Source organism: Streptomyces sp. NPDC046349, from assembly GCF_055587885.1.
The window spans coordinates 131,507-149,235 of sequence record NZ_JBVJFK010000017.1 but is presented as its reverse complement, the minus strand read 5'-3'; the positions used below and the strand labels follow the sequence as shown (position 1 = coordinate 149,235).

At 72.2% G+C, this 17,729-nt stretch carries 16 protein-coding genes; 15 read left to right on the top strand and 1 reads right to left on the bottom strand.

What is annotated here, in order from left to right; genetic code table 11:
• Positions 1–97: 97 nt before the first annotated feature.
• Entirely contained in the window at positions 98–1,324 is a 1,227-nt protein-coding gene (locus ACZ6JS_RS32745) for an MFS transporter (RefSeq protein WP_469303401.1), read from the bottom strand.
• 694 nt (positions 1,325–2,018) lie between these two features.
• Between ACZ6JS_RS32745 and ACZ6JS_RS32740 the strand changes: the two genes are divergently transcribed.
• From ACZ6JS_RS32740 to ACZ6JS_RS32670, 15 genes are read left to right on the top strand one after another with little or no spacing between them, the layout of a single operon-like run.
• Positions 2,019–2,237, top strand: coding sequence for a hypothetical protein (locus tag ACZ6JS_RS32740; RefSeq protein WP_469303399.1), 219 nt, complete (start codon positions 2,019–2,021; stop codon positions 2,235–2,237).
• 23 nt (positions 2,238–2,260) lie between these two features.
• Positions 2,261–4,315 (top strand): aminodeoxychorismate synthase component I, encoded by a 2,055-nt coding sequence (gene pabB, locus ACZ6JS_RS32735; RefSeq protein WP_469303397.1) that lies wholly within the window; start codon positions 2,261–2,263, stop codon positions 4,313–4,315.
• Positions 4,312–4,800 (top strand): GNAT family N-acetyltransferase, encoded by a 489-nt coding sequence (locus ACZ6JS_RS32730; RefSeq protein ID WP_469303396.1) that lies wholly within the window; start codon positions 4,312–4,314, stop codon positions 4,798–4,800. Before pabB ends, ACZ6JS_RS32730 begins: the two co-directional genes overlap by 4 nt.
• Positions 4,797–5,735, top strand: coding sequence for an arginase family protein (locus ACZ6JS_RS32725; RefSeq protein WP_469303394.1), 939 nt, complete (start codon positions 4,797–4,799; stop codon positions 5,733–5,735). The genes ACZ6JS_RS32730 and ACZ6JS_RS32725 overlap by 4 nt, the downstream gene beginning before the upstream one ends.
• Positions 5,732–6,058: a chorismate mutase gene (locus ACZ6JS_RS32720; RefSeq protein ID WP_469303393.1), complete on the top strand. Its 327-nt coding sequence runs from the start codon at positions 5,732–5,734 to the stop codon at positions 6,056–6,058. Before ACZ6JS_RS32725 ends, ACZ6JS_RS32720 begins: the two co-directional genes overlap by 4 nt.
• On the top strand, positions 6,055–6,642 hold the full coding sequence (locus ACZ6JS_RS32715) for a hypothetical protein (protein WP_469303391.1): 588 nt from the start codon (positions 6,055–6,057) through the stop codon (positions 6,640–6,642). The genes ACZ6JS_RS32720 and ACZ6JS_RS32715 overlap by 4 nt, the downstream gene beginning before the upstream one ends.
• Complete coding sequence (locus ACZ6JS_RS32710; protein ID WP_469303389.1) at positions 6,639–7,799, top strand: LeuA family protein; 1,161 nt, start codon at positions 6,639–6,641, stop codon at positions 7,797–7,799. The genes ACZ6JS_RS32715 and ACZ6JS_RS32710 overlap by 4 nt, the downstream gene beginning before the upstream one ends.
• A complete protein-coding gene (locus ACZ6JS_RS32705) occupies positions 7,796–8,572 on the top strand; it encodes a class I SAM-dependent methyltransferase (RefSeq protein ID WP_469303387.1) in 777 nt (258 codons plus the stop codon). Before ACZ6JS_RS32710 ends, ACZ6JS_RS32705 begins: the two co-directional genes overlap by 4 nt.
• On the top strand, positions 8,562–9,809 hold the full coding sequence (locus ACZ6JS_RS32700; RefSeq protein ID WP_469303385.1) for a GNAT family N-acetyltransferase: 1,248 nt from the start codon (positions 8,562–8,564) through the stop codon (positions 9,807–9,809). Before ACZ6JS_RS32705 ends, ACZ6JS_RS32700 begins: the two co-directional genes overlap by 11 nt.
• Positions 9,806–11,863: a LeuD/DmdB family oxidoreductase small subunit gene (locus tag ACZ6JS_RS32695; protein WP_469303383.1), complete on the top strand. Its 2,058-nt coding sequence runs from the start codon at positions 9,806–9,808 to the stop codon at positions 11,861–11,863. Before ACZ6JS_RS32700 ends, ACZ6JS_RS32695 begins: the two co-directional genes overlap by 4 nt.
• Entirely contained in the window at positions 11,860–12,936 is a 1,077-nt protein-coding gene (locus tag ACZ6JS_RS32690; protein ID WP_469303381.1) for an isocitrate/isopropylmalate dehydrogenase family protein, read from the top strand. Before ACZ6JS_RS32695 ends, ACZ6JS_RS32690 begins: the two co-directional genes overlap by 4 nt.
• Positions 12,933–13,841: an aminotransferase class IV gene (locus ACZ6JS_RS32685; protein ID WP_469303378.1), complete on the top strand. Its 909-nt coding sequence runs from the start codon at positions 12,933–12,935 to the stop codon at positions 13,839–13,841. The genes ACZ6JS_RS32690 and ACZ6JS_RS32685 overlap by 4 nt, the downstream gene beginning before the upstream one ends.
• Positions 13,838–15,199, top strand: coding sequence for a hypothetical protein (locus tag ACZ6JS_RS32680; RefSeq protein WP_469303376.1), 1,362 nt, complete (start codon positions 13,838–13,840; stop codon positions 15,197–15,199). The genes ACZ6JS_RS32685 and ACZ6JS_RS32680 overlap by 4 nt, the downstream gene beginning before the upstream one ends.
• Entirely contained in the window at positions 15,196–16,470 is a 1,275-nt protein-coding gene (locus ACZ6JS_RS32675; RefSeq protein ID WP_469303374.1) for an MFS transporter, read from the top strand. Before ACZ6JS_RS32680 ends, ACZ6JS_RS32675 begins: the two co-directional genes overlap by 4 nt.
• Positions 16,467–17,717, top strand: a complete 1,251-nt coding sequence (locus tag ACZ6JS_RS32670) for a 3-deoxy-7-phosphoheptulonate synthase (RefSeq protein ID WP_469303372.1) — start codon at positions 16,467–16,469, stop codon at positions 17,715–17,717. Before ACZ6JS_RS32675 ends, ACZ6JS_RS32670 begins: the two co-directional genes overlap by 4 nt.
• Positions 17,718–17,729 lie beyond the last annotated feature (12 nt).

The following is a 17,729-nucleotide window of genomic DNA, read 5'->3' as shown; positions in this document are numbered from 1 at the left end:
GCCAACCTCCCCCAGAATCAGATGGATTGTGTGTGTTCGATGCTTCTCCGGCATCCGGTCGCCGTGTCGGCGCCGGAGGTCCGGACGTCGGTCGGGGTCACCCTTCGGGCACGGGCTCGCGCAGCACGCCGGCGGGCTTGCCCGACCGGCCCCCGGGACCTGCGCAGACCCTCGGCAGGACGACGAGGGCCAGGGCGATCAGCTCCAGGCCCGCCCCCGTCCACGCCAGGGCGGCAGGCGAGAGCCGGTCGAGGACCGCGCCGCCGACCGCACCACCGAGGGCGACGCCGAGGTACGACGCGGAGCTGTTGACGGAGATGGCCACGCTCGGGGCCGTCGGCGCCAGGTCCAGGACCCGGTGGATGGCGGTGGGCGGTTCGGCCCAGTAGACCGTGCCCCAGGCGACCGTCACGGCGAGGAAGACCGCCACGACCACCGCCGATCCGGAGGCGAAGAAGCTCGCCAGCACGGCCAGGAGGACCATGGTCAGCGCGACGCCCGACACCGAGGCGGTGAAGGTGCGCTCCGCTCCGATGCGGTCGCCCAGCCGGCCGCCGACCGCGTTGCCGACCGCCCCCGCCACGCCGAACACCAGCAGGACGATGCTCACGCTGGCGTCGTCCAGGCCCGTGGTGGCGCGGGTGAAGGCGGCCAGGTAGGTGAAGACGGTGAAACAGCCCGCGACCGCGAACAGGTTGGCCAGGACGGCCAGCAGCACCGGACGCTGCGCACCGATCCGCAGCCGGTCCCCCATGCTGATCGGTGGCGGCTGGGGCACCGCGGGCAACATCGTGGACAGCCCGATGAGGACGGGCAGGGCGAGCACCACGACGAGCACCAGCGTGAGGCGCCAGCTGCCGAGCTGTCCCACCAGGGTCCCGCCGGGCACACCCAGCGCCGTGGCGACCGTGAGGCCGCCGATGATCATGGAGACCGCCCTTCCCCGGTACCGCTCCCCCGCCAGCGCCGTCGCGGTGGCGGCGGCGGTGTTCATGTAGAGGGCGGCGCTGATCCCCGCGAGGATGCGGGCCGCCATCAGCACCCCGTACGTCGGGGCGACGGCACCCAGCAGGTTCGCGAGCAGGAAGGCCGACATGGAACCGCGCAGCATGACGCGCCGGGACAGTCCGGCGGTCAGGGTCATCAGGACCGGCGCGCTGATCGCGTAGCTCAGCGCGAAGGCCGTGACGAGCTGTCCGGCCATCGGCTCGGACACGTCCAGATCACCGGCGATGCGGGGAAGAATCCCGCTGATGACGAAGCCGTCCGTGCCGACGGCAAAGGAGCCGATTGCGAGAAGCGCCAGAATCACCTTGTGGGGCATGACGCCTCCCGGGGACCCTGCGCGGAATCACGCATGTCAGGATCGTGAATTTCCCAGCTCCCCTTTCAGGTCGAGCCGGTCTTGTGAACCGGCTTTACGAACGGGGTTGTTCCGATCAACGTACCAGCAAGCATGTACCGAAAAAAACGGCTCGGGCGTGAGGGTGATCACTCGCGCCATTGGCCGAAATCATTCGCCTTTCCCGCCCACTCGACATGGAAGGAAAGGCGATTTCCGGTCAACCCCCCACTCCCCATCCTGCATGTGGCTCGAATCTATCGGGCCGGTCGATATGGTCGGATCGCTTGTCAATACCTGATTACGACGAAGCGCCCGCACGTGGTCGGACCGTAGGGGGGATTCCGTCTGGCCGCCGTGATCGTGGACCCGGTGGTGCGGGGGACGGGCCAGATGCGCTTCCACTCCCCGGTCACCTGGAGCTGCTGCGCGAGGGGGTATGGCTGCGCCCCTACCGCGACATGGTCCACTCCATGCCCCCGTACGTCGTCGGCGACACCGACCTGGCCAGGATCACGGGGCGGTGTCCCGGCGGCCGCGAAGGCGGGCTGATGGTCCCTCAATATTCGCTTGCGGGACCGGCGTCGAGGTGTGACAACTGACTCGAGTCACACCTGCGGGGGTTACCGCAGGGCGCAGTGGGTTGAGTCACACAAGGATGCGTATTCGGCCCGGCATGACTAGCATCGAACGCTGGAACGGCCTTCCCGGAGCGCTGACGGCCATCGACCAACGGCCATTTCTGCACATCCGGGAAGATCCGAACGGTGACAGACGCAACGGGGGCTTGAAACATGTCACTTTCATCCGCATCGCCATGCCCGGCTGCTGCCTGAGCGTGCCGTCGTGCGCCCGGTTCGGCGCATTCGATTCATCGATGAATCATCACCGATAAGAAAGTCGGTCAGCCGGTCCACCGTGCCCGAAAGGCCGGTTCCGGTCGTCAAGGAGTTCGACCACATCGTGATAGACCTGCGGATCCTTCTCGTCGACAACTACGACTCCTACACGTGGAACCTCTTCCAGCTGATCTGGAAGGTGGCCGGTGTGCCGCCCGTCGTCGTGCGCAACGACGAGGCGACGGCGGACGAACTGCTCGGACGGGACTTCACCCACGTCGTGATCTCCCCGGGCCCGGGCACCGCCGCCCGGGACGAGGACTTCGGGCTGTGCAGGGCCCTGCTGGAGCAGGCGTCCGTGCCCGTCCTGGGGGTGTGCCTGGGCCACCAGGGCCTGGCCCTCGCCTTCGGCGGCGACGTGCGCCACGCGCCGGAGACCGTGCACGGGCAGACCAGCGCGATCACCCATACCGGGACCGGTGTCTTCGCCGGCATCCCGCAGGGCTTCCGGGCCGTGCGCTACCACTCCCTCACCGTCACCGAACCGCTGCCGGACCACCTCGTCGCGACCGCCTGGTCCGAGGGCGGCGTCCTGATGGGGCTGCAACACCGCGAACGTCCCCTGCACGGCGTGCAGTTCCACCCCGAGTCGGTGGACAGCGAGTACGGCGAGGAGATCATCGCGAACTTCCTGGGCATCACGCCCTCGCTCCGCTGGAGCGAACTGGGTGCGGACCTCGACGCCGAGGGCCTGTTCCTGCGCGCCTTCGCCGACAGCCCGTACAGCTTCTGGCTCGACAGCTCGCGCACCGCCTACGGCATGGGCCGCTACAGCTACCTCGGCTCCTGCGCCGGGGAGGGACTGGAGGTCCTGCGGGCGTATGCGGGAGCGGGCGTCGTGGAACTCGAGACGGACGAGGCCGTGGAGCGCCGTCCCGGAACCGTCTTCGAGCACCTGCGGGCCTCTCTCGCCACCTCACCCGTGCCGGCCGGCGCGTCCCCGGTGCCCTTCGCCGGCGGCTACCTGGGCTACCTCGGCTACGGCGTCAAGGGAAGCGTCGGCATCGGCCGGGCCGGCAGCGGCGAGCGGCCGGACGCCGAACTGCTCCGCGTCGACCGCTACGTGGCCTACGACCACGAGGCCGACCGGCGCTACCTGGTCACGGTGGGCCTGTCCGCCGAGCAGCACGAGTCCTGGTGCGAGCACGTGCGGACCCTGGCACGCCGCCCGCTGCTGCCCCGGCCCCGGCGCGAGACCGCCCCGGCCGTGCTGGAGCCGGGCGTCGACCGGGAGACGTACCTGCGCCACTTCGACACCGTGCAGCAGTGGCTTCGCGACGGGGATTCGTACGAGGCCTGCTACACGTACCAGATCAGCGGCACCAGCGACGCCGATCCGCTGGAGACCTACCTGCGGCTGCGGGCCACGAACCCGGCCCCCTACGCCGCCTACGTCCGGCTCGGCGAGCGCGCGCTGCTGAGCTCCTCGCCGGAGCGGTTCGTCACCGTCGCGGGCAACGGCGAGGTGGAGGCCAAGCCGATCAAGGGCACAGCCCCCCGGGACGCCGACCCGGCGGCCGACGAGGCCGCGCGCACCGCGCTGGAGACGGACCGCAAGATCCGCAGTGAGAACCTGATGATCGCGGACCTGCTGCGCAACGACCTCGGCCAGGTGTGCGACACCGGCACGGTCCACGTGCCGAAGCTGATGGCCGCGGAGTCCTACGCCACCGTGCACCAGCTCGTCACCACGGTGCGCGGGAAGCTGCGCGCCGACCGCGGCGCGGTCGACTGCGTGCAGGCGCTCTTCCCCGGCGGGTCGATGACCGGCGCGCCGAAGAAGCGGACGGTGGAGCTGCTTGACGACCTGGAACCGGAGGAGCGCGGGATCTACTCGGGCAGCCTCGGCTGGTTCGGATTCGACGGGGCGGCGGACCAGTCGATCGTGATCCGCACCATCGTCTGGGAGGGCAACCGCGTACGCATCGGCGTGGGCGGCGCGCTGATCGTCCTCTCCGACGGCGAGGAGGAGTTCCAGGAGACGCGGTTGAAGGCCCGCGCGCTGCTGCGGGTCCTCGGCGTCGACGAGTTACAGGAAGCCGCATCGGGAACGGCTGCGAGGTGCCGGGGATGAGCACGAGGCAATTCGGGACGGGATTCGAGACGGGTCCGGCGAAGCCCGGCGAGGCCGGGGCGGTGGCCGACGCCGTCACCGCCCTGCTGCGGGAGCTGCGCCAGGACCCCTCGCACACGATCCCGGGGCTCGGCGCCGCGGTGGCCGACGCCATCGCCGGCCGGGACGGCTCGGGGGTGCTGGTCGCACGGGACGGGCAGGGGCGCGTGGCCGGCGTACTAGGGTACACCACCCAGACCGCCCTGCGGCTCGCAGCGCCGTACCGGCACGTGCAGGAGCTGTGGGTGGAGCCGGAGCTGCGGTCGAAGGGAGTCGCCGCCCTGCTGCTGGCGGAGCTGGACGCCCTGTGCGCCTCCGACGGGATCCGGCGGGTCGAGGTCTGCCTGCCGGCCGAGCAGTTCCCCTCGTACCCGCGGACGCTGGCCTTCTACGAGCGCTCCGGCTTCCGTGCCATCGGCCCTCGTGTGATCAAGGATCTGTCATGACCCTGCATGTGGTGGTGCCGGAGGACTCCGCGGCCCTTCCGTTCACGGTCGAGCCGGGCGGTGCCAAGGTCGCCAGCAAGGAGACCCCGGAGCGGATCCACCGGATCCTGGAAGGGCTGCTCGAGGGCGGGGCGGTCCTCGCCCCGCCCGATGCGGCCGGCAGGGGCCGGGCCGAGCGCCTCGCCGAGGCCGTCCACGGCAGGGAGCTGCTGGAGCACCTGCGCCACGGGGTCCCCGAGGGCGCGGAATCCGTCCTCGACGACGCCTTCGCCGCCCCCGGCCTGGCGCAGGAGACGCCCGTCACCCGCGGGGTCTGGCCCGCGGCGCTGGGCGCCGCGGCGGCCGCGGTCCGGGCGGCCGGACTGACGGCCCGGCACGGGGCGAGCAGCTACGCGCTGGTGCGGCCCCCGGGCCACCACGCGGGTCCCGGCTGGTACGGCGGGTACTGCTTCCTGAACAACGCCGTCATCGCCGCCCGGACGCTCCAGGAGGAGGGGGCGTCCCGGGTCGGCATCCTCGACGTCGACTACCACCTGGGCAACGGCACGCTCGCCTGCGTCCGGGGAGATACCACGCTGCCGTTCGCCTCGGTGCACTCCGGCCACCCGAAGGACTTCCCGTACGCCTTCGAGCCGGGGCCCGGGCTCTTCGCGGCGGCCTCCGACCCGGGTTCGGAGGCCTTCCTGGCACTCGTCCGGGACGCCGTGTCCCACCTGCGCGGCCACGACGTCGAGGCCCTGGTGGTCTCGGTCGGCTACGACGTGCTCGCGGGCGACCCGCACGGCTCCTGGAGCCTGGCGCCGGAGGTCTTCGGTCCCGTCGCCGCGCTCGTGACGGAACAGCGGCTGCCCACCGTCTTCGTCCAGGAGGGCGGATACGGACTCCCCTCCCTGCGCGGCGCGGCCCGCGCCCTGGCATTGGAGGCCTCGCGATGAACGCGAACGCCACCCCCGAAGAGGTCCTGCGGCCGTTCCGCGAGCGGCTGGAGACACTGGACCAGCAGCTCGCGGAGCTCGTGGCGGCCCGGCTGGCGATCTGCTGCGAAGTGGCGGAGGCCAAGCGGGCCAACGGCATCCCGATGATGCAGCCGCACCGGGTCACCGCGGTCCGCGAGGCCTACGCGGCCCGGGGCCGACGGCTGTCCCTGTCACCGGACTTCATGCGCTCCCTGGCCACCCTGCTCATCGACGAGGCCTGCCGCCTGGAGGACGAGATCATCGACGCTCCCGCGGCGACCGGTGCGGAGGCACTGCGATGACCCTGACCTTCACCACGCTCGGCCCCGAGGGCAGCTGCCACGAGAACGCCGTGCAGCACTACTTCGGGTTCCAGGGGATCGAGGCCGACGCCGAGATCGACCTCACCCTCGACCTGCACGAGGGACTGGAGCGGGTGCGCCGCGGCGAGTCCGACTACCTCGTGCAGTGCAGTGCGCATCCCGAGGTGCACCTGCTCACCGAGCGGTACTTCAGCGAGGTCCACGTGGTGGACACCTTCGTCTACCCGACGAAGGAACTGGTGCTGCTCAGCCGGGCCGACGTGGAGCGGCCCCGGTCCCTCGGGCTGGTCCCGGCGACCGCCGGCTACGTCGACGTGTCGCAGTGGGAGGAGGTCGTGCCCGTGGCCTCCAAGCCCGTGGTCGGCGCCGAACTGCTGGCCGGCGTGTACGAGTCCGGGCTGACGCACCTGGAGTACCTGGAGCAGTCGCAGGGGGCGCTGCGCCTGGACCGCTACATCGGCTCGGTGACCACCACCTGGGTGGTCTACGGGCGCCGCCCCCGGTTCTCCGGTGAAGTCATCGGCACCAAGTGCCGCGCATACCTGTTGGGAGAGGGCGCATGAGCCAGGCCGCATCGCCGGCGCGCAGGATCCGCGTCTGTGACACCACGCTCCGCGACGGTGAACAGACCTGCGGAGTGGCCTTCCGGGTCGAGGAGAAGGTGAAGATCGCCCGCCTCCTCGACGAGATGGGCGTCGACGTCATCGACGCGGGCTTCCCGGCCTCCTCGCAGGCCGACCAGGACGCCGTGCGCGGCATGGCCGAACTGGGGCTGAACGCCCGCGTGGTGGCGTTCTGCCGCCCCAACCGGACCGAGATCGACCTGGCCAGGGCGTGCGGGGCGGACTCCGTCTACACCTTCGTGCCCACCTCCGACGTGCACATGCGGGTCAAGTTCGGCGGCACGGACAGCGCGGTGCGCGACCGGCTGAAGCGGCAGATGGCCGACGGCATCGCCTACGCCAAGAGCCTCGGCATGTACGTCGGCTGCGGGTCCGAAGACGCCACCCGGACCTCCTACGACTACCTGGAGGAGGTCCTCGTCCTCGCCCAGGAGAGCGGGGCGGACCTGGTCGGGGTCGCCGACACCGTCGGCTCCACGACTCCCGACGCCTTCCGCACGCTCATCCAGCGGCTGCGCTCGCAGATCCACGTGACGCTCTCCCTGCACTGCCACAACGACTTCGGCCTGGCCACGGCCAACACCGTCGCCGGCATCCTCGGCGGCGCGGACGAGGTCCAGTGCACGGTCAACGGGCTGGGCGAACGGGCCGGAAACGCCTCCCTGGAGGAGGTCGTGGTGGCCCTCACCCAGCTGTACGGCTTCGGGACGGCCGTCGACCTGTCCCGGCTGAAGCCCATGTCGGACCTGATCGCGGGCCTGTCCGGCATCGACGTCAGCCCGATGAAGCCGATCGTCGGCGGGAACGCCTTCTCGCACGAGTCCGGCCTGCACGTGTCCTCGGTCATGAAGGACTCCACCGCCTACGAGCCGCTGCGGCCCGAACTGGTGGGCCACGCCCGGCGGATCGTCATGGGCAAGCACTCCGGGAAGGGGATCATCGCCCACGTCCTGGACAAGCACGGGCTCGCTCACGACGACGAGGTCCTCGGCGCGGTCCTGCGCGAGGTCAAGGCGGCCTCCGTGCTGACGAAGTCGAGCGTCACCGAGGCCCAGGTGATCGGGATCTACCACGAGCGAACGGCCATGACGGTATGAGCGACGCGCACGACGGCGGCGCCTGGTTCGCGGACCAGGCGTTCTGGCGGGACTTCTACCCCCACCTGTTCTCGGCGGAGCGCGCCGCGCAGGCCGGGCGGATCGTGGAGCGGTCCCCGCTGTTCCGCTTCCCGTCCGGCGCCCGCGTCCTCGACCTGTGCTGCGGGCCGGGCCTGTTCACGGTGCCCCTCGCCCGAGCCGGCCACGCGGTCACGGGCGTGGACCTGAGCGGGCCGCTGCTGGAGCGGGCCCGGACGAGGAGCCGGGAGGCGGGTGTCGGCGTGCGGCTCGTGGAGGCGGACATGCTCGCCTTCGCCGAGCCGGAGGCGTTCGACGCCGTGGTCAACATGTTCACCTCGTTCGGGTACCTGGACCGGCACGAGGACAACGTCCAGGTACTGCGCAACGCGCACACCAGCCTGGCGCCGGGCGGGACGCTGCTCGTCGACGTCGTCGGCAAGGAGGTCCTGGCGCGGCGCGACGAACGGGTCTCGCTCTCCGAGCTGGACGGGAAGGTGCTGGTGCAGCGGGACACGGTGCTGGACGACTGGAGGCGGCTGCGCAGCGACTGGTACTCCATCGAGGGCACGCGCGCGGCCACCGCTTCGATGACCGTCCACCTCTACAGCGCCGCCGAGCTGGGGGACATGCTGCGCGGTGCGGGCTTCACCGAGGTCCGCTTCCACGGGGACTACGAGGGCGGACCGTACGACCACCGGGCCGAGCGCCTGATCGCGGTCGCCACGAAGGGCGGGGACGTCCGTGGCCACTGAGGTCGTCGTGATGCGGTCGGCGTCCGCCGTCGGCCGTGAGGAGTGGGACGCGCTCGTCCCGCCGGCCCAGGTGTACCTCTCCCACGCCTGGCTGTGCGCGGTCGAGGAGTGCTTCGGCCTCGAGCTGGTCCTCTTCCTGCTGCGGGACGGGGGGCGCACGGTGGCCGGGGTACAGGGCCTGCTGGTCCGTGACCCGGACGCGTTCCCGTACCACGACCCGACGGGAGCCCTGTTCGGCGACTACGAGGTGGACCACCTCCGGCAGGCGCTGGAGCGGGACCGGTCGCCGCGGGAGTCGGCCGAGATGGGCGCCCTGCTCGGCGCGGTCGTGCGCGCCGAGGCCGGGCACACCCGGGCGGCCGGCTATCCGGCGCTGGTGGTGACCAGCCCGTACGGGTACGCGAGCGACGTCCTGACCCTGCCCGGGACCGACCGGGGGGCCGCGATCGGCGAACTCCTCGTCGCCGTGGACGCGTTCTGCCGGGCCGAGCAGATCCCCTCGCAGTCCTTCCTGTGGGAGTCCGGCGGGGACGCCGAACTGCACCGGGCGCTCACCGCACACGGCTACCTGGGGTTCCTCTCCGACCTGGAGCACGACCTGGACACCGGGTCCTGGGCCTCCCTCGAGGAGTACCTGCAGACCCTGGAGCGCAAGCGCCGTACGGTCGTGCGGGCCGAGATCCGCAAGTTCGACGAGGCCGGGCTGCGCGTGGAGCGGCTCGCGGCCCCGGACACGGCGGTGATCGCCCGCTGCGCCGAACTGTCCGAGGGACAGCAGAAGAAGTACGGGCTGCCCGTCGACCGCGGCGCGATGCAGCGGCTGTTCACCGCGCTGTCGGCCGCCCCGGCGCTGGGCCCCGCGCTGTACGTGGTGCGGCGGCGGGAGGCGGAGGGGCCGGACGTCTCGGGCTTCCTGCTGTGCCTTGAGGCCGGGGGCGTCCTGCACCCCAAGTTCCTCGGCTTCGACGCCACGGCCGTGGAATCCGGCTACGCCTACTTCAACCTCGCTTTCTACCACCAGATCGAACGGGCGGTGGGCGGCGGCGTGCGCCGCATCTCGTACGGCATGGGCTCGGCGGACGCGAAGCGGCTGCGCGGCTGCCGCCCGGCCCCGGTGCGCGGCTGGATCCGGTTCTCCTCGCCGGCGGCGCACCGGCGGATCGAGCCGTACGTCGCCGTCTTCGACTGCCTCAAGAAACAGCTTCTCGGCAACCAGGATGGACGCGTTCTGCGATGACTCTCGTACGACAGCTCTTCGAGCACAAACTCGGCCGTCCCGTCAGCACCGGCGAGGTCGTGGACCTGCCGTTCGACCTGTGCTGGGGCAGCGAGATGACCGTCAAGTGGGCCCTGGACATCCTGCGCGACTCGGGCTTCGACGACGAGTACGTCGCGGCGGGCCTCGCCGCGCAGCGGGAGAAGACGGCCTTCGTCTTCGACCACGTCGTCCCCACCCACACTGCCTCGATGGCCTCGATCCTGGTCGAGCTGAGGCGTTTCGCGCGCGAGCACGGGATCAAGGTGTTCGACGTCGGCTACGACGGCGGCATCCAGCACAAGATCCTCATCGAGCAGGGGCTGATCCGCCCCGGCGACGTCGCGGTCGGCGCCGACTCGCACAGCTGCACCGCGGGCGCGATCGGCTCGCTGGCCACCGGCATCGGCTCCACGGACCTGGCGATGGCCCTGGTCCGGGGCAGTTGCTGGATGCGGGTGCCCGAAGCGGCCCTGGTCCGCTTCCGCGGAAGCCTGCGCCCGCAGGTGCAGGGCAAGGACGTGGCGCTGTACCTGTGCGGCCTGATCGGCGTGCACGGCGCGGTCTACCGCAGCCTGGAGTTCGGCGGCCCCGGCCTCGCCTCCCTGGCGATCACCGACCGGCTGTCGCTGAGCAACATGGCCGTCGAGATGGGCGCCAAGTACGGCCTGTTCCCCACGGACCGGGTGCTCGCCGACTACCTCGGCGCCGACGTGGACTACCCGGAGTTCACCGTCGACGAGCACGACGCCGGCTACGTCGACGTGATCGACGTCGACCTGGGCCTGATCGAGCCGACCGTCGCGCTGCCGTTCTCCCCGGACAACGCCGTGGGCACGCACCAGCTCCAGCACCTGCTGCGCAACTGGGCCGAGTACGAGGGCCGCGAGGACCTGATGACGGGCGTGGCCCCGCTGGCCCGCAGGGCCAACGGGAACGGCGAGATACCCGTCGACCAGGTCTTCATCGGCTCCTGCACCAACGGCCACCTGGAGGACCTGCGGGTCGTCGCGGACGTCCTGCGGGGCAGGCGCGTCCACGAAGGCGTGCGCACCATCGTCATCCCGGCCTCCCAGAAGGCCTACCGGGCGGCGATGAAGGAGGGCCTGATCGACGTGCTGATCGAGGCCGGCTGCTACGTGGAGTCCGCGAGCTGCGGTCCCTGCATCGGCATCAAGTCCGGTGTGCTGGGCAAGGGCGAGGTGGCGGTCTTCACCTCCAACCGGAACTTCCGCGGCCGGTGCGGCGACGTCGACGCCAGCGTCGTCCTGGCCAGCCCCGCCATCGCCGCACGGGCCGCGCTGACCGGCGTACTCGCCCCGATCGGCGACCGCAGCGACTACTACGCCGACGAGGCCGCGGTGCGCCGCGGCATCGACGAGCTGTTCGCGCTCCACTCGGCGCGCGAGGGCCGCGCCGCGCTCCCCGGCACCGGGGACGGGCCGCCCGCGGCGGCGGCGCCGGAGACGGCCGGGGGCGGCGGAGGCGGAGGCGCAAACGCAGACGCAGAGCGTGGGAGCCTCGCCTGGGTCTTCGGCGACCACGTCAACACCGACGTGATCCTGCCTGGCGTGTTCTGCCAGATCCCCGACCCGGCCGAGTACAAGAAGCACATCATGGCCCACGCGGGCAACCAGCCGTTCCTCGACCACTACGCGGGGACCGGGCACGACCTGACCGGCTCGGTGATCGTCGGCGGAATGAACTTCGGCTGCGGCTCCTCCCGCGAGAACGCCCCGATGGGCATCAAGGCCTCCGGTGCGCCCTTCGTCGTCGCGCACAGCTTCGCCCGGATCTTCTTCCGCAACGCGCTCAACATCGGCCTGAGGCTGGTGGAGGTCGGGGACTTCGCCCACGGGATCCGGGAGGGCGACCGGCTGGTCGTCGACGACGAACGCGGCGAGCTCGTCAACGTGACCCGGGGGACCTCCGCCCCCATCACCCCGCCCTCCGCCTTCGAGCGGGAGCTGCTCACCGCGGGCGGCCTCGTCGCCTACGCGGGCGCGCGGGTACGGGCGCAGGCGTCGGCCGCATGAACACCCTCGCGGTCATCCCCGGAGACGGCATCGGCCCGGAGGTCATGGCCGAGGTGCTGAAGGTGCATGCGGTGGTCGAGGACGTCTTCGGCACCGGCCTGCAGACCGAGGTGCTGCCCTGGAACGCCGACTGGTTCCTGGAGCACGGGGACGTCGAGATCGACATCCTGGCGCTGCGCCGCGACCACGCGGCGGTGCTGCTCGGTGCGCTCGGCGACCCCCGGATCCCGGACAACCGGCACGCGATCCGGATCATCGGCGGGCTGCGCCAGCAGCTCGAACTGGGCGTCAACCTGCGCCCGGTACGGCTGCGCACCCTCGCGCACTGCCCCCTCAAGCACGTGACCGCCGTCGAGGACGTGGACCTGGTCGTCGTGCGGGAGAATACCGAGGACGTGTACGTGGGCGTCGGCGGCGCGGTCCGCGCCGGCAGCCCCGGACACGTGGCGATGGAGGTCGGCGTCCACAGCCGCTGGGCGGTGGACCGGGTGGTCACGGCCGCCTTCGAGCTGGCCCGCTCCCGCCGCCGCAGGCTCACCCTGGTGGACAAGAGCAACGCGATGCCGAGCGCCGGTCCGCTGTGGCAGGGCCGGTTCCGCGCGATCGCCGCGTCCTACCCGGACGTGGAGTGCGACCACCTGTACGTCGACGCCGCGGCCATGGAGCTGATCCGCAACCCGGCCCGCTTCGACGTGATCGTGGCCGGCAACCTCTTCGGGGACATCCTCAGCGACGAGGCCTCCATGCTCGCCGGCGGGCTCGGGGTGGCGCCCTCCGCGTCCTACGACCCCGAGGACGGTTCGTTCGCGGGCGTGTTCGAGGCGGTGCATGGCAGCGCGCCGAACCTCGTGGGCACGGGGCGCGCCAACCCCCTCGCAGCCGTGCTGAGTTACTCGCTGATGCTGGACCGGCTGGGGCTGCCCGAGGCGCACGCCGCCGTGGAGCGCGCCGTCGACGAGGTGCTGTGCGGGGACGTGCTGACACCCGACCTGGGCGGCACGGCGCGCACCGGCGACGTGGGCGACCTGATGTGCCGGGCGGTCGCCCGGTACGACAAGGACGGAGAAGGATGAACGAACCAGCCGAGCTCATGTGGTGGCAGGGCGGCGTCGTGCCCGCCGGGGACACCGCGCTGACCCTCGCCAACCACAGCCTCCACTACGGGCTCTGCGTCTTCGAGGGCCTCTCCGCCTTCCCCTCCGGGCGGGAAGGCCACCACGTCTTCCGCCTCGAGGAGCACATGACCCGGTTCGCCGAGTCGTGCCGCCTGGTGGGGCTGTCGCTCGCCCAGTCCCCCGCCGAACTGGCCGCCGCCTGCCACGAGACGCTGACCGCCAACGGCCTGCGCCGGGCCTACCTGCGCCCCGTCGCCTTCCTCGGCGACGGGGTGCTCGGCCTGGCGGCGCCCGGCAGCGAGGCCCAGGTGGCGGTGCTGGCCTTCGACGTCTCGTCCTTCGACTCGGTGATCCGCGCGCAGCAGCCGCGGCTGACACTGTCGTCGGTCGCCCGGCTCAGCCCGCACGCGTTCCCGACCAAGGCGAAGGTGTCCGCAGGCTACCTGGGTTCCCGGATCGCCTGGATGGACGCGCAGCGGCGCGGCTACGACGACGCCCTGCTGCTGGACGACACCGGTTTCGTCGCCGAGTGCACCGTGCAGAACGTCTTCGGTGTGCGCGGCCGCACGCTGCTGGTTCCCGACTCCCCCGCCGCGCTCGACGGGATCACCGTGGCCTCCGTGATCGAGATCGCGGGCGGCCTCGGGTACGAGGTGGACCGCGCTCCGCTGACCGCGGCGGCCCTGTCGGCCTGCGACGCCCTGTGCGTGGCCGGCACCGCCGGCGGGGTGCGCCCCGTCCGGTGCCTGGACGACACCGTGTTCGACACGGGCAACGCCGTGGTCGCCGAGATCGTGCGCGACTACGGTCTGGCCGAACTGGGCCTGCTGCCCGGCCGTGAGCGGTGGGCGGCCCGCCCGTGAGCGACGTACGCGTGGCCGACCTGTACGACACCCTCCCCGCGCAGGTGCGCGGCCGGATCGACGCGCTGGGGCGGGAGCACTGGCGGCGCGGACACGCCGGTGTGCCGCGCCCCGCGGACTCCTGGTGCCCCACCCGGCCGCTGATGCTGGACGCCGACGCGTACGCGCTGGTCGGAGCGGTCGCGGACCGGGCGGCGGGCCTGGTGCTCGACGCCTGTCTGCGCCGGGTGTCGACGGCCGGGGAACTGCTCGACGCGCTCTCCATGGCCCGGACGCAGTTCCCGCTGCTGGACCCGGCCGAGCCGCTCACCGACCGGCTGCTGACCTCGATACGCGCCGACGTGATGGTCGAGCGCGGCGTCCCCAGGGTCGTCGAACTCAACATCGACGGGGCGATCGGCGGAGCCATCGAGGCCGACCTCGTCGCCGGGCAGTTCCAGGAGGTCTACTCGGGCCCGGCGCCGGCCGGGCAGGGCCCGTCGGGAGGGCTGCTGCGCACGCCGCCGTCCGCGGTCGACGCGTTCTTCACCGAGCTGGTCTCCTTCCTCGGCCTGACCGAGGGCGACTGCCTCGTCGTGCCCGTGTTCCGCGAGGACGGCCTCGACCACCTGGCGGACCTCGACGACTTCGTCGCCTTCCTCGCCCCCATGGCGGAACGGGGCAAGGCGCACGGCGTCACCGTGATCGGCTACCCGCTGGACGGGCTGACCCTCGACGACCGGCATCGGCTGCGGGCCGGCGAGCACGTCGCGGACGGCGTGTTCCGGCTCTTCCTGCCGGTCGAGCAGGCTGGTCCGGGCCTCGACGCCCTGGGCGGGGCCCTGCGGGCGGGCACCGCCCGCATGTACACCCCCGAGGCGACCAGCCCGGTCAGCGACAAGCGGGTGCTGGCCTGGATCTGGGAGGACCTCGATCTGCTCGATCCGGCCGACCGGGACTTCGTACGGCGCCACGTTCCGTACACCGTGATCGCCGGGGCCGGGGCCCTGGGCGAGGACCGGACCTCGCTGGTGCTCAAGCCCGGCGACGGCTACGGCGGTGCCGGGGTGACCCTGGGCCGCTCGGTGGAGCAGGAGGAGTGGCGGGAACGGCTCGTGGCGGCCGCCGGATCGGGGGACCACGTCCTCCAGCAGGTGGTGGACTCCGATCTCGTCACCCTCGAGTTCGCCCACGGCCCCACCGGGGAGATCCGCAGCGCCGCCGTCCCCTGTGTCCTGGGGCCGATGATGTACGGCCGCCGGCTCTCGGGGATCTACGTCCGGCACGGAAGTCCCCAGCGGGGCGACCTCATCAACACGCACCAGGGCGCTGCCTCCAACAGCGTGCTGATCATGGCGAGTCCGACGGTCGGACGATGAGCGCCGACGGGACGACCCGCGCCCCCACCCTGCTGGACCCGCTGCGTCAGCGGAACTTCCGATGTCTGGCGGGCGGCCGCATGGCCACGTACTTCGCCAACGCCATGGCGCCGATCGTGCTCTCGTTCGCCGTGCTCGACCTGACCGGTTCGCTGATCGACCTCGGGATCGTGGTCGGGGCCCGGTCGGTGGCCAACGTGGCGCTGCTGCTGTTCGGCGGGGTGATCGCCGACCGGCTGCCGCGCAGGCTGGTGCTGCAGGGCTCGAGCGTGGCGGCCGGACTGGCCCAGGCCGTGATCGCGGCGAGCGTGCTGTTCGGCTTCGCCTCGATCCCGGTGCTGGTCGTCATCAGCGTGGTCAACGGCATGGTGTCGGCGGTGTCCCTGCCCGCCGCGGCCTCCCTCGTCCCGCAGACCGTCCCGCACCGGATGATCCGGCCGGCGAACGCGGTGGTGCGGATGGCCGTCAACGCCGGCATGGTTCTCGGCGCCTCCACCGGCGGCATCGTCGTGGGCCTCGCGGGGCCCGGCTGGGGCATCGCCGTCAACGCCGCGGTGTTCCTCATGGCGGGCCTGTGTTTCGCGGGCCTGCGCACGGCGAGGACGCCCGCGGCGGCGGCCGGGACGGTCCGGCCGCTGGCCGAACTGCGGGCCGGCTGGTCGGAGTTCACCTCCCGCACCTGGGTGTGGGTGGTCGTGCTGCAATTCCTCGTCATCAACGCGGTGGTCGCCGGCGGGCTCCAGGTCCTCGGGCCGACCATCGCCGACCAGTCCTTCGGGCGGACGACCTGGGGGCTGCTGCTCGCCGCACAGACGGCGGGCGCGTTCGCGGGCGGCTTCATCGCGGCCCGCACCCAGCCGCGCCACGCCCTGCGGATCGGCGCGGCCGTGGGCGCGTTCGAGGCGGTGCCGCTCCTCGCCCTCGGGACGACCTCGCACGTCGCCCTGCTGGTGGTCGCGATGTTCATCAACGGTGTGGCCCTGGAACAACTGGCCGTCGCCTGGGACGTCTCCCTGCAGGAGAACATTCCGCAGGAGAGGCTGGCCCGGGTCTACTCCTACGACGCGCTCGGCTCGTTCGTGGCCATCCCCGTCGGGGAGGTGGCCGCGGGTCCGATCGCACTGCGCGCCGGTATCGACACCACCCTCGTCGCCGGCGCCGTCCTGATCGTCGTGGCCACCGGCTTCGCCCTGTCCAGCTCCAGCGTGCGCCGCCTGACCGTGAAGCCGGCCGCGCCGCCGCACCTGCCGGCCGGGGAGGTGCCCGCATGACACCGACCAGCGCAATCAGGGGGACCGCCATGCCGGACGGCATATCTCTTCTCGACAAGCCGGGCTGGTACGGAGGGGAACCGTACCCGCCCGACGCCCTGGACCACATCGCCGCGCTGCCCGCCCCGCAGCAGCCCGACTGGGCCGCACACGAGGACCTCCCCGCGGCCGTCCGGGAACTGCGCTCCGCGCCGGGGCTCGTCGGCCCCGGCGACGTCGACCGGTTCGGTCTGCTCGTCGCGGAGGCGGCACAGGGCGACGTGAACATCCTGCAGGCCGGCGACTGCGCCGAGGACCCGGCGGACGCCACGCCCGACGCCGTGCGGGCCAAGGTCCGTATGCTCGACGCCCTCGCCACGGCGTTCTCCGAGGTCACCGGCAGGCCGACGGTACGTGTCGGCCGTATGGGCGGACAGTACGCCAAGCCCCGGTCCAGGCCCACGGAGCGTCACCGCGGCCGGGAACTCCCGGTGTTCCGGGGCCACGTGGTCAACGATCCCGAGCCGGACGCGGCCGCCCGCCGCCACGATCCGCGCAGGCTGACGGACTGCTACCGGGCGGCCCTCTCGGTGCACGCGGCTCTGCGGCCGGACACCGGGTGGACCCGCGCCTCGACCTGGACCAGCCACGAGGCCCTCGTCCTGGACTACGAACTGCCGCTGGTGCGCGGGGACGGATCGGGACGGGCCCTGCTCTCCTCGACGCACTGGCCCTGGATCGGCGAGCGCACCCGCTCTCCCAGGGGCGCCCACGCACGGCTGCTCGCCACCGTGGACAACCCGGTCGCCTGCAAGATCGGGCCGGCGGTGACCTGCGCGGAGCTGCTGGAGCTGTGCGGGTTGCTGGACCCGCGGCGCAGGCCCGGCCGGCTCACCCTCATCACCCGTCACGGGGCCGCCGTGGTCGGGCGCACCCTTCCCCCGCTCGTGGAGTGCGTGCGCCGGGCGGGGCATCCCGTGGTCTGGATGTGCGACCCGATGCACGGCAACACCGTCACCACTCCCGCCGGCCGCAAGACCCGTCTCGTCGAGGAGATCGTCCGCGAGGTCCGCGGCTTCCGGCGGGCCGTGGCCTCCGCAGGCGGCACGGCGGGCGGACTCCACCTGGAGGCCACCCCGGACGACGTGGTGGAATGCGTGGCCGACGCCGGCGGCATCGCCGGGCTGGAGGGCCGCGCCAGGCCCCTGTGCGACCCCCGGCTGAACCTGGAACAGGCCCTCACGGCCGTGTCCGCCCGGCGCGCCTGAGCCCTGTCGATC

Bases quoted from the DNA above. Each gene is read 5' to 3' on its own strand.
- ACZ6JS_RS32745 (WP_469303401.1), bottom strand. From the start codon at position 1,324: ATGCCCCACAAGGTGATTCTGGCGCTTCTCGCAATCGGCTCCTTTGCC.
- ACZ6JS_RS32740 (WP_469303399.1), top strand. From the start codon at position 2,019: ATGACTAGCATCGAACGCTGGAACGGCCTTCCCGGAGCGCTGACGGCC.
- ACZ6JS_RS32730 (WP_469303396.1), top strand. From the start codon at position 4,312: ATGAGCACGAGGCAATTCGGGACGGGATTCGAGACGGGTCCGGCGAAG.
- ACZ6JS_RS32725 (WP_469303394.1), top strand. From the start codon at position 4,797: ATGACCCTGCATGTGGTGGTGCCGGAGGACTCCGCGGCCCTTCCGTTC.
- ACZ6JS_RS32720 (WP_469303393.1), top strand. From the start codon at position 5,732: ATGAACGCGAACGCCACCCCCGAAGAGGTCCTGCGGCCGTTCCGCGAG.
- ACZ6JS_RS32715 (WP_469303391.1), top strand. From the start codon at position 6,055: ATGACCCTGACCTTCACCACGCTCGGCCCCGAGGGCAGCTGCCACGAG.
- ACZ6JS_RS32710 (WP_469303389.1), top strand. From the start codon at position 6,639: ATGAGCCAGGCCGCATCGCCGGCGCGCAGGATCCGCGTCTGTGACACC.
- ACZ6JS_RS32705 (WP_469303387.1), top strand. From the start codon at position 7,796: ATGAGCGACGCGCACGACGGCGGCGCCTGGTTCGCGGACCAGGCGTTC.
- ACZ6JS_RS32695 (WP_469303383.1), top strand. From the start codon at position 9,806: ATGACTCTCGTACGACAGCTCTTCGAGCACAAACTCGGCCGTCCCGTC.
- ACZ6JS_RS32690 (WP_469303381.1), top strand. From the start codon at position 11,860: ATGAACACCCTCGCGGTCATCCCCGGAGACGGCATCGGCCCGGAGGTC.
- ACZ6JS_RS32685 (WP_469303378.1), top strand. From the start codon at position 12,933: ATGAACGAACCAGCCGAGCTCATGTGGTGGCAGGGCGGCGTCGTGCCC.
- ACZ6JS_RS32675 (WP_469303374.1), top strand. From the start codon at position 15,196: ATGAGCGCCGACGGGACGACCCGCGCCCCCACCCTGCTGGACCCGCTG.
- ACZ6JS_RS32670 (WP_469303372.1), top strand. From the start codon at position 16,467: ATGACACCGACCAGCGCAATCAGGGGGACCGCCATGCCGGACGGCATA.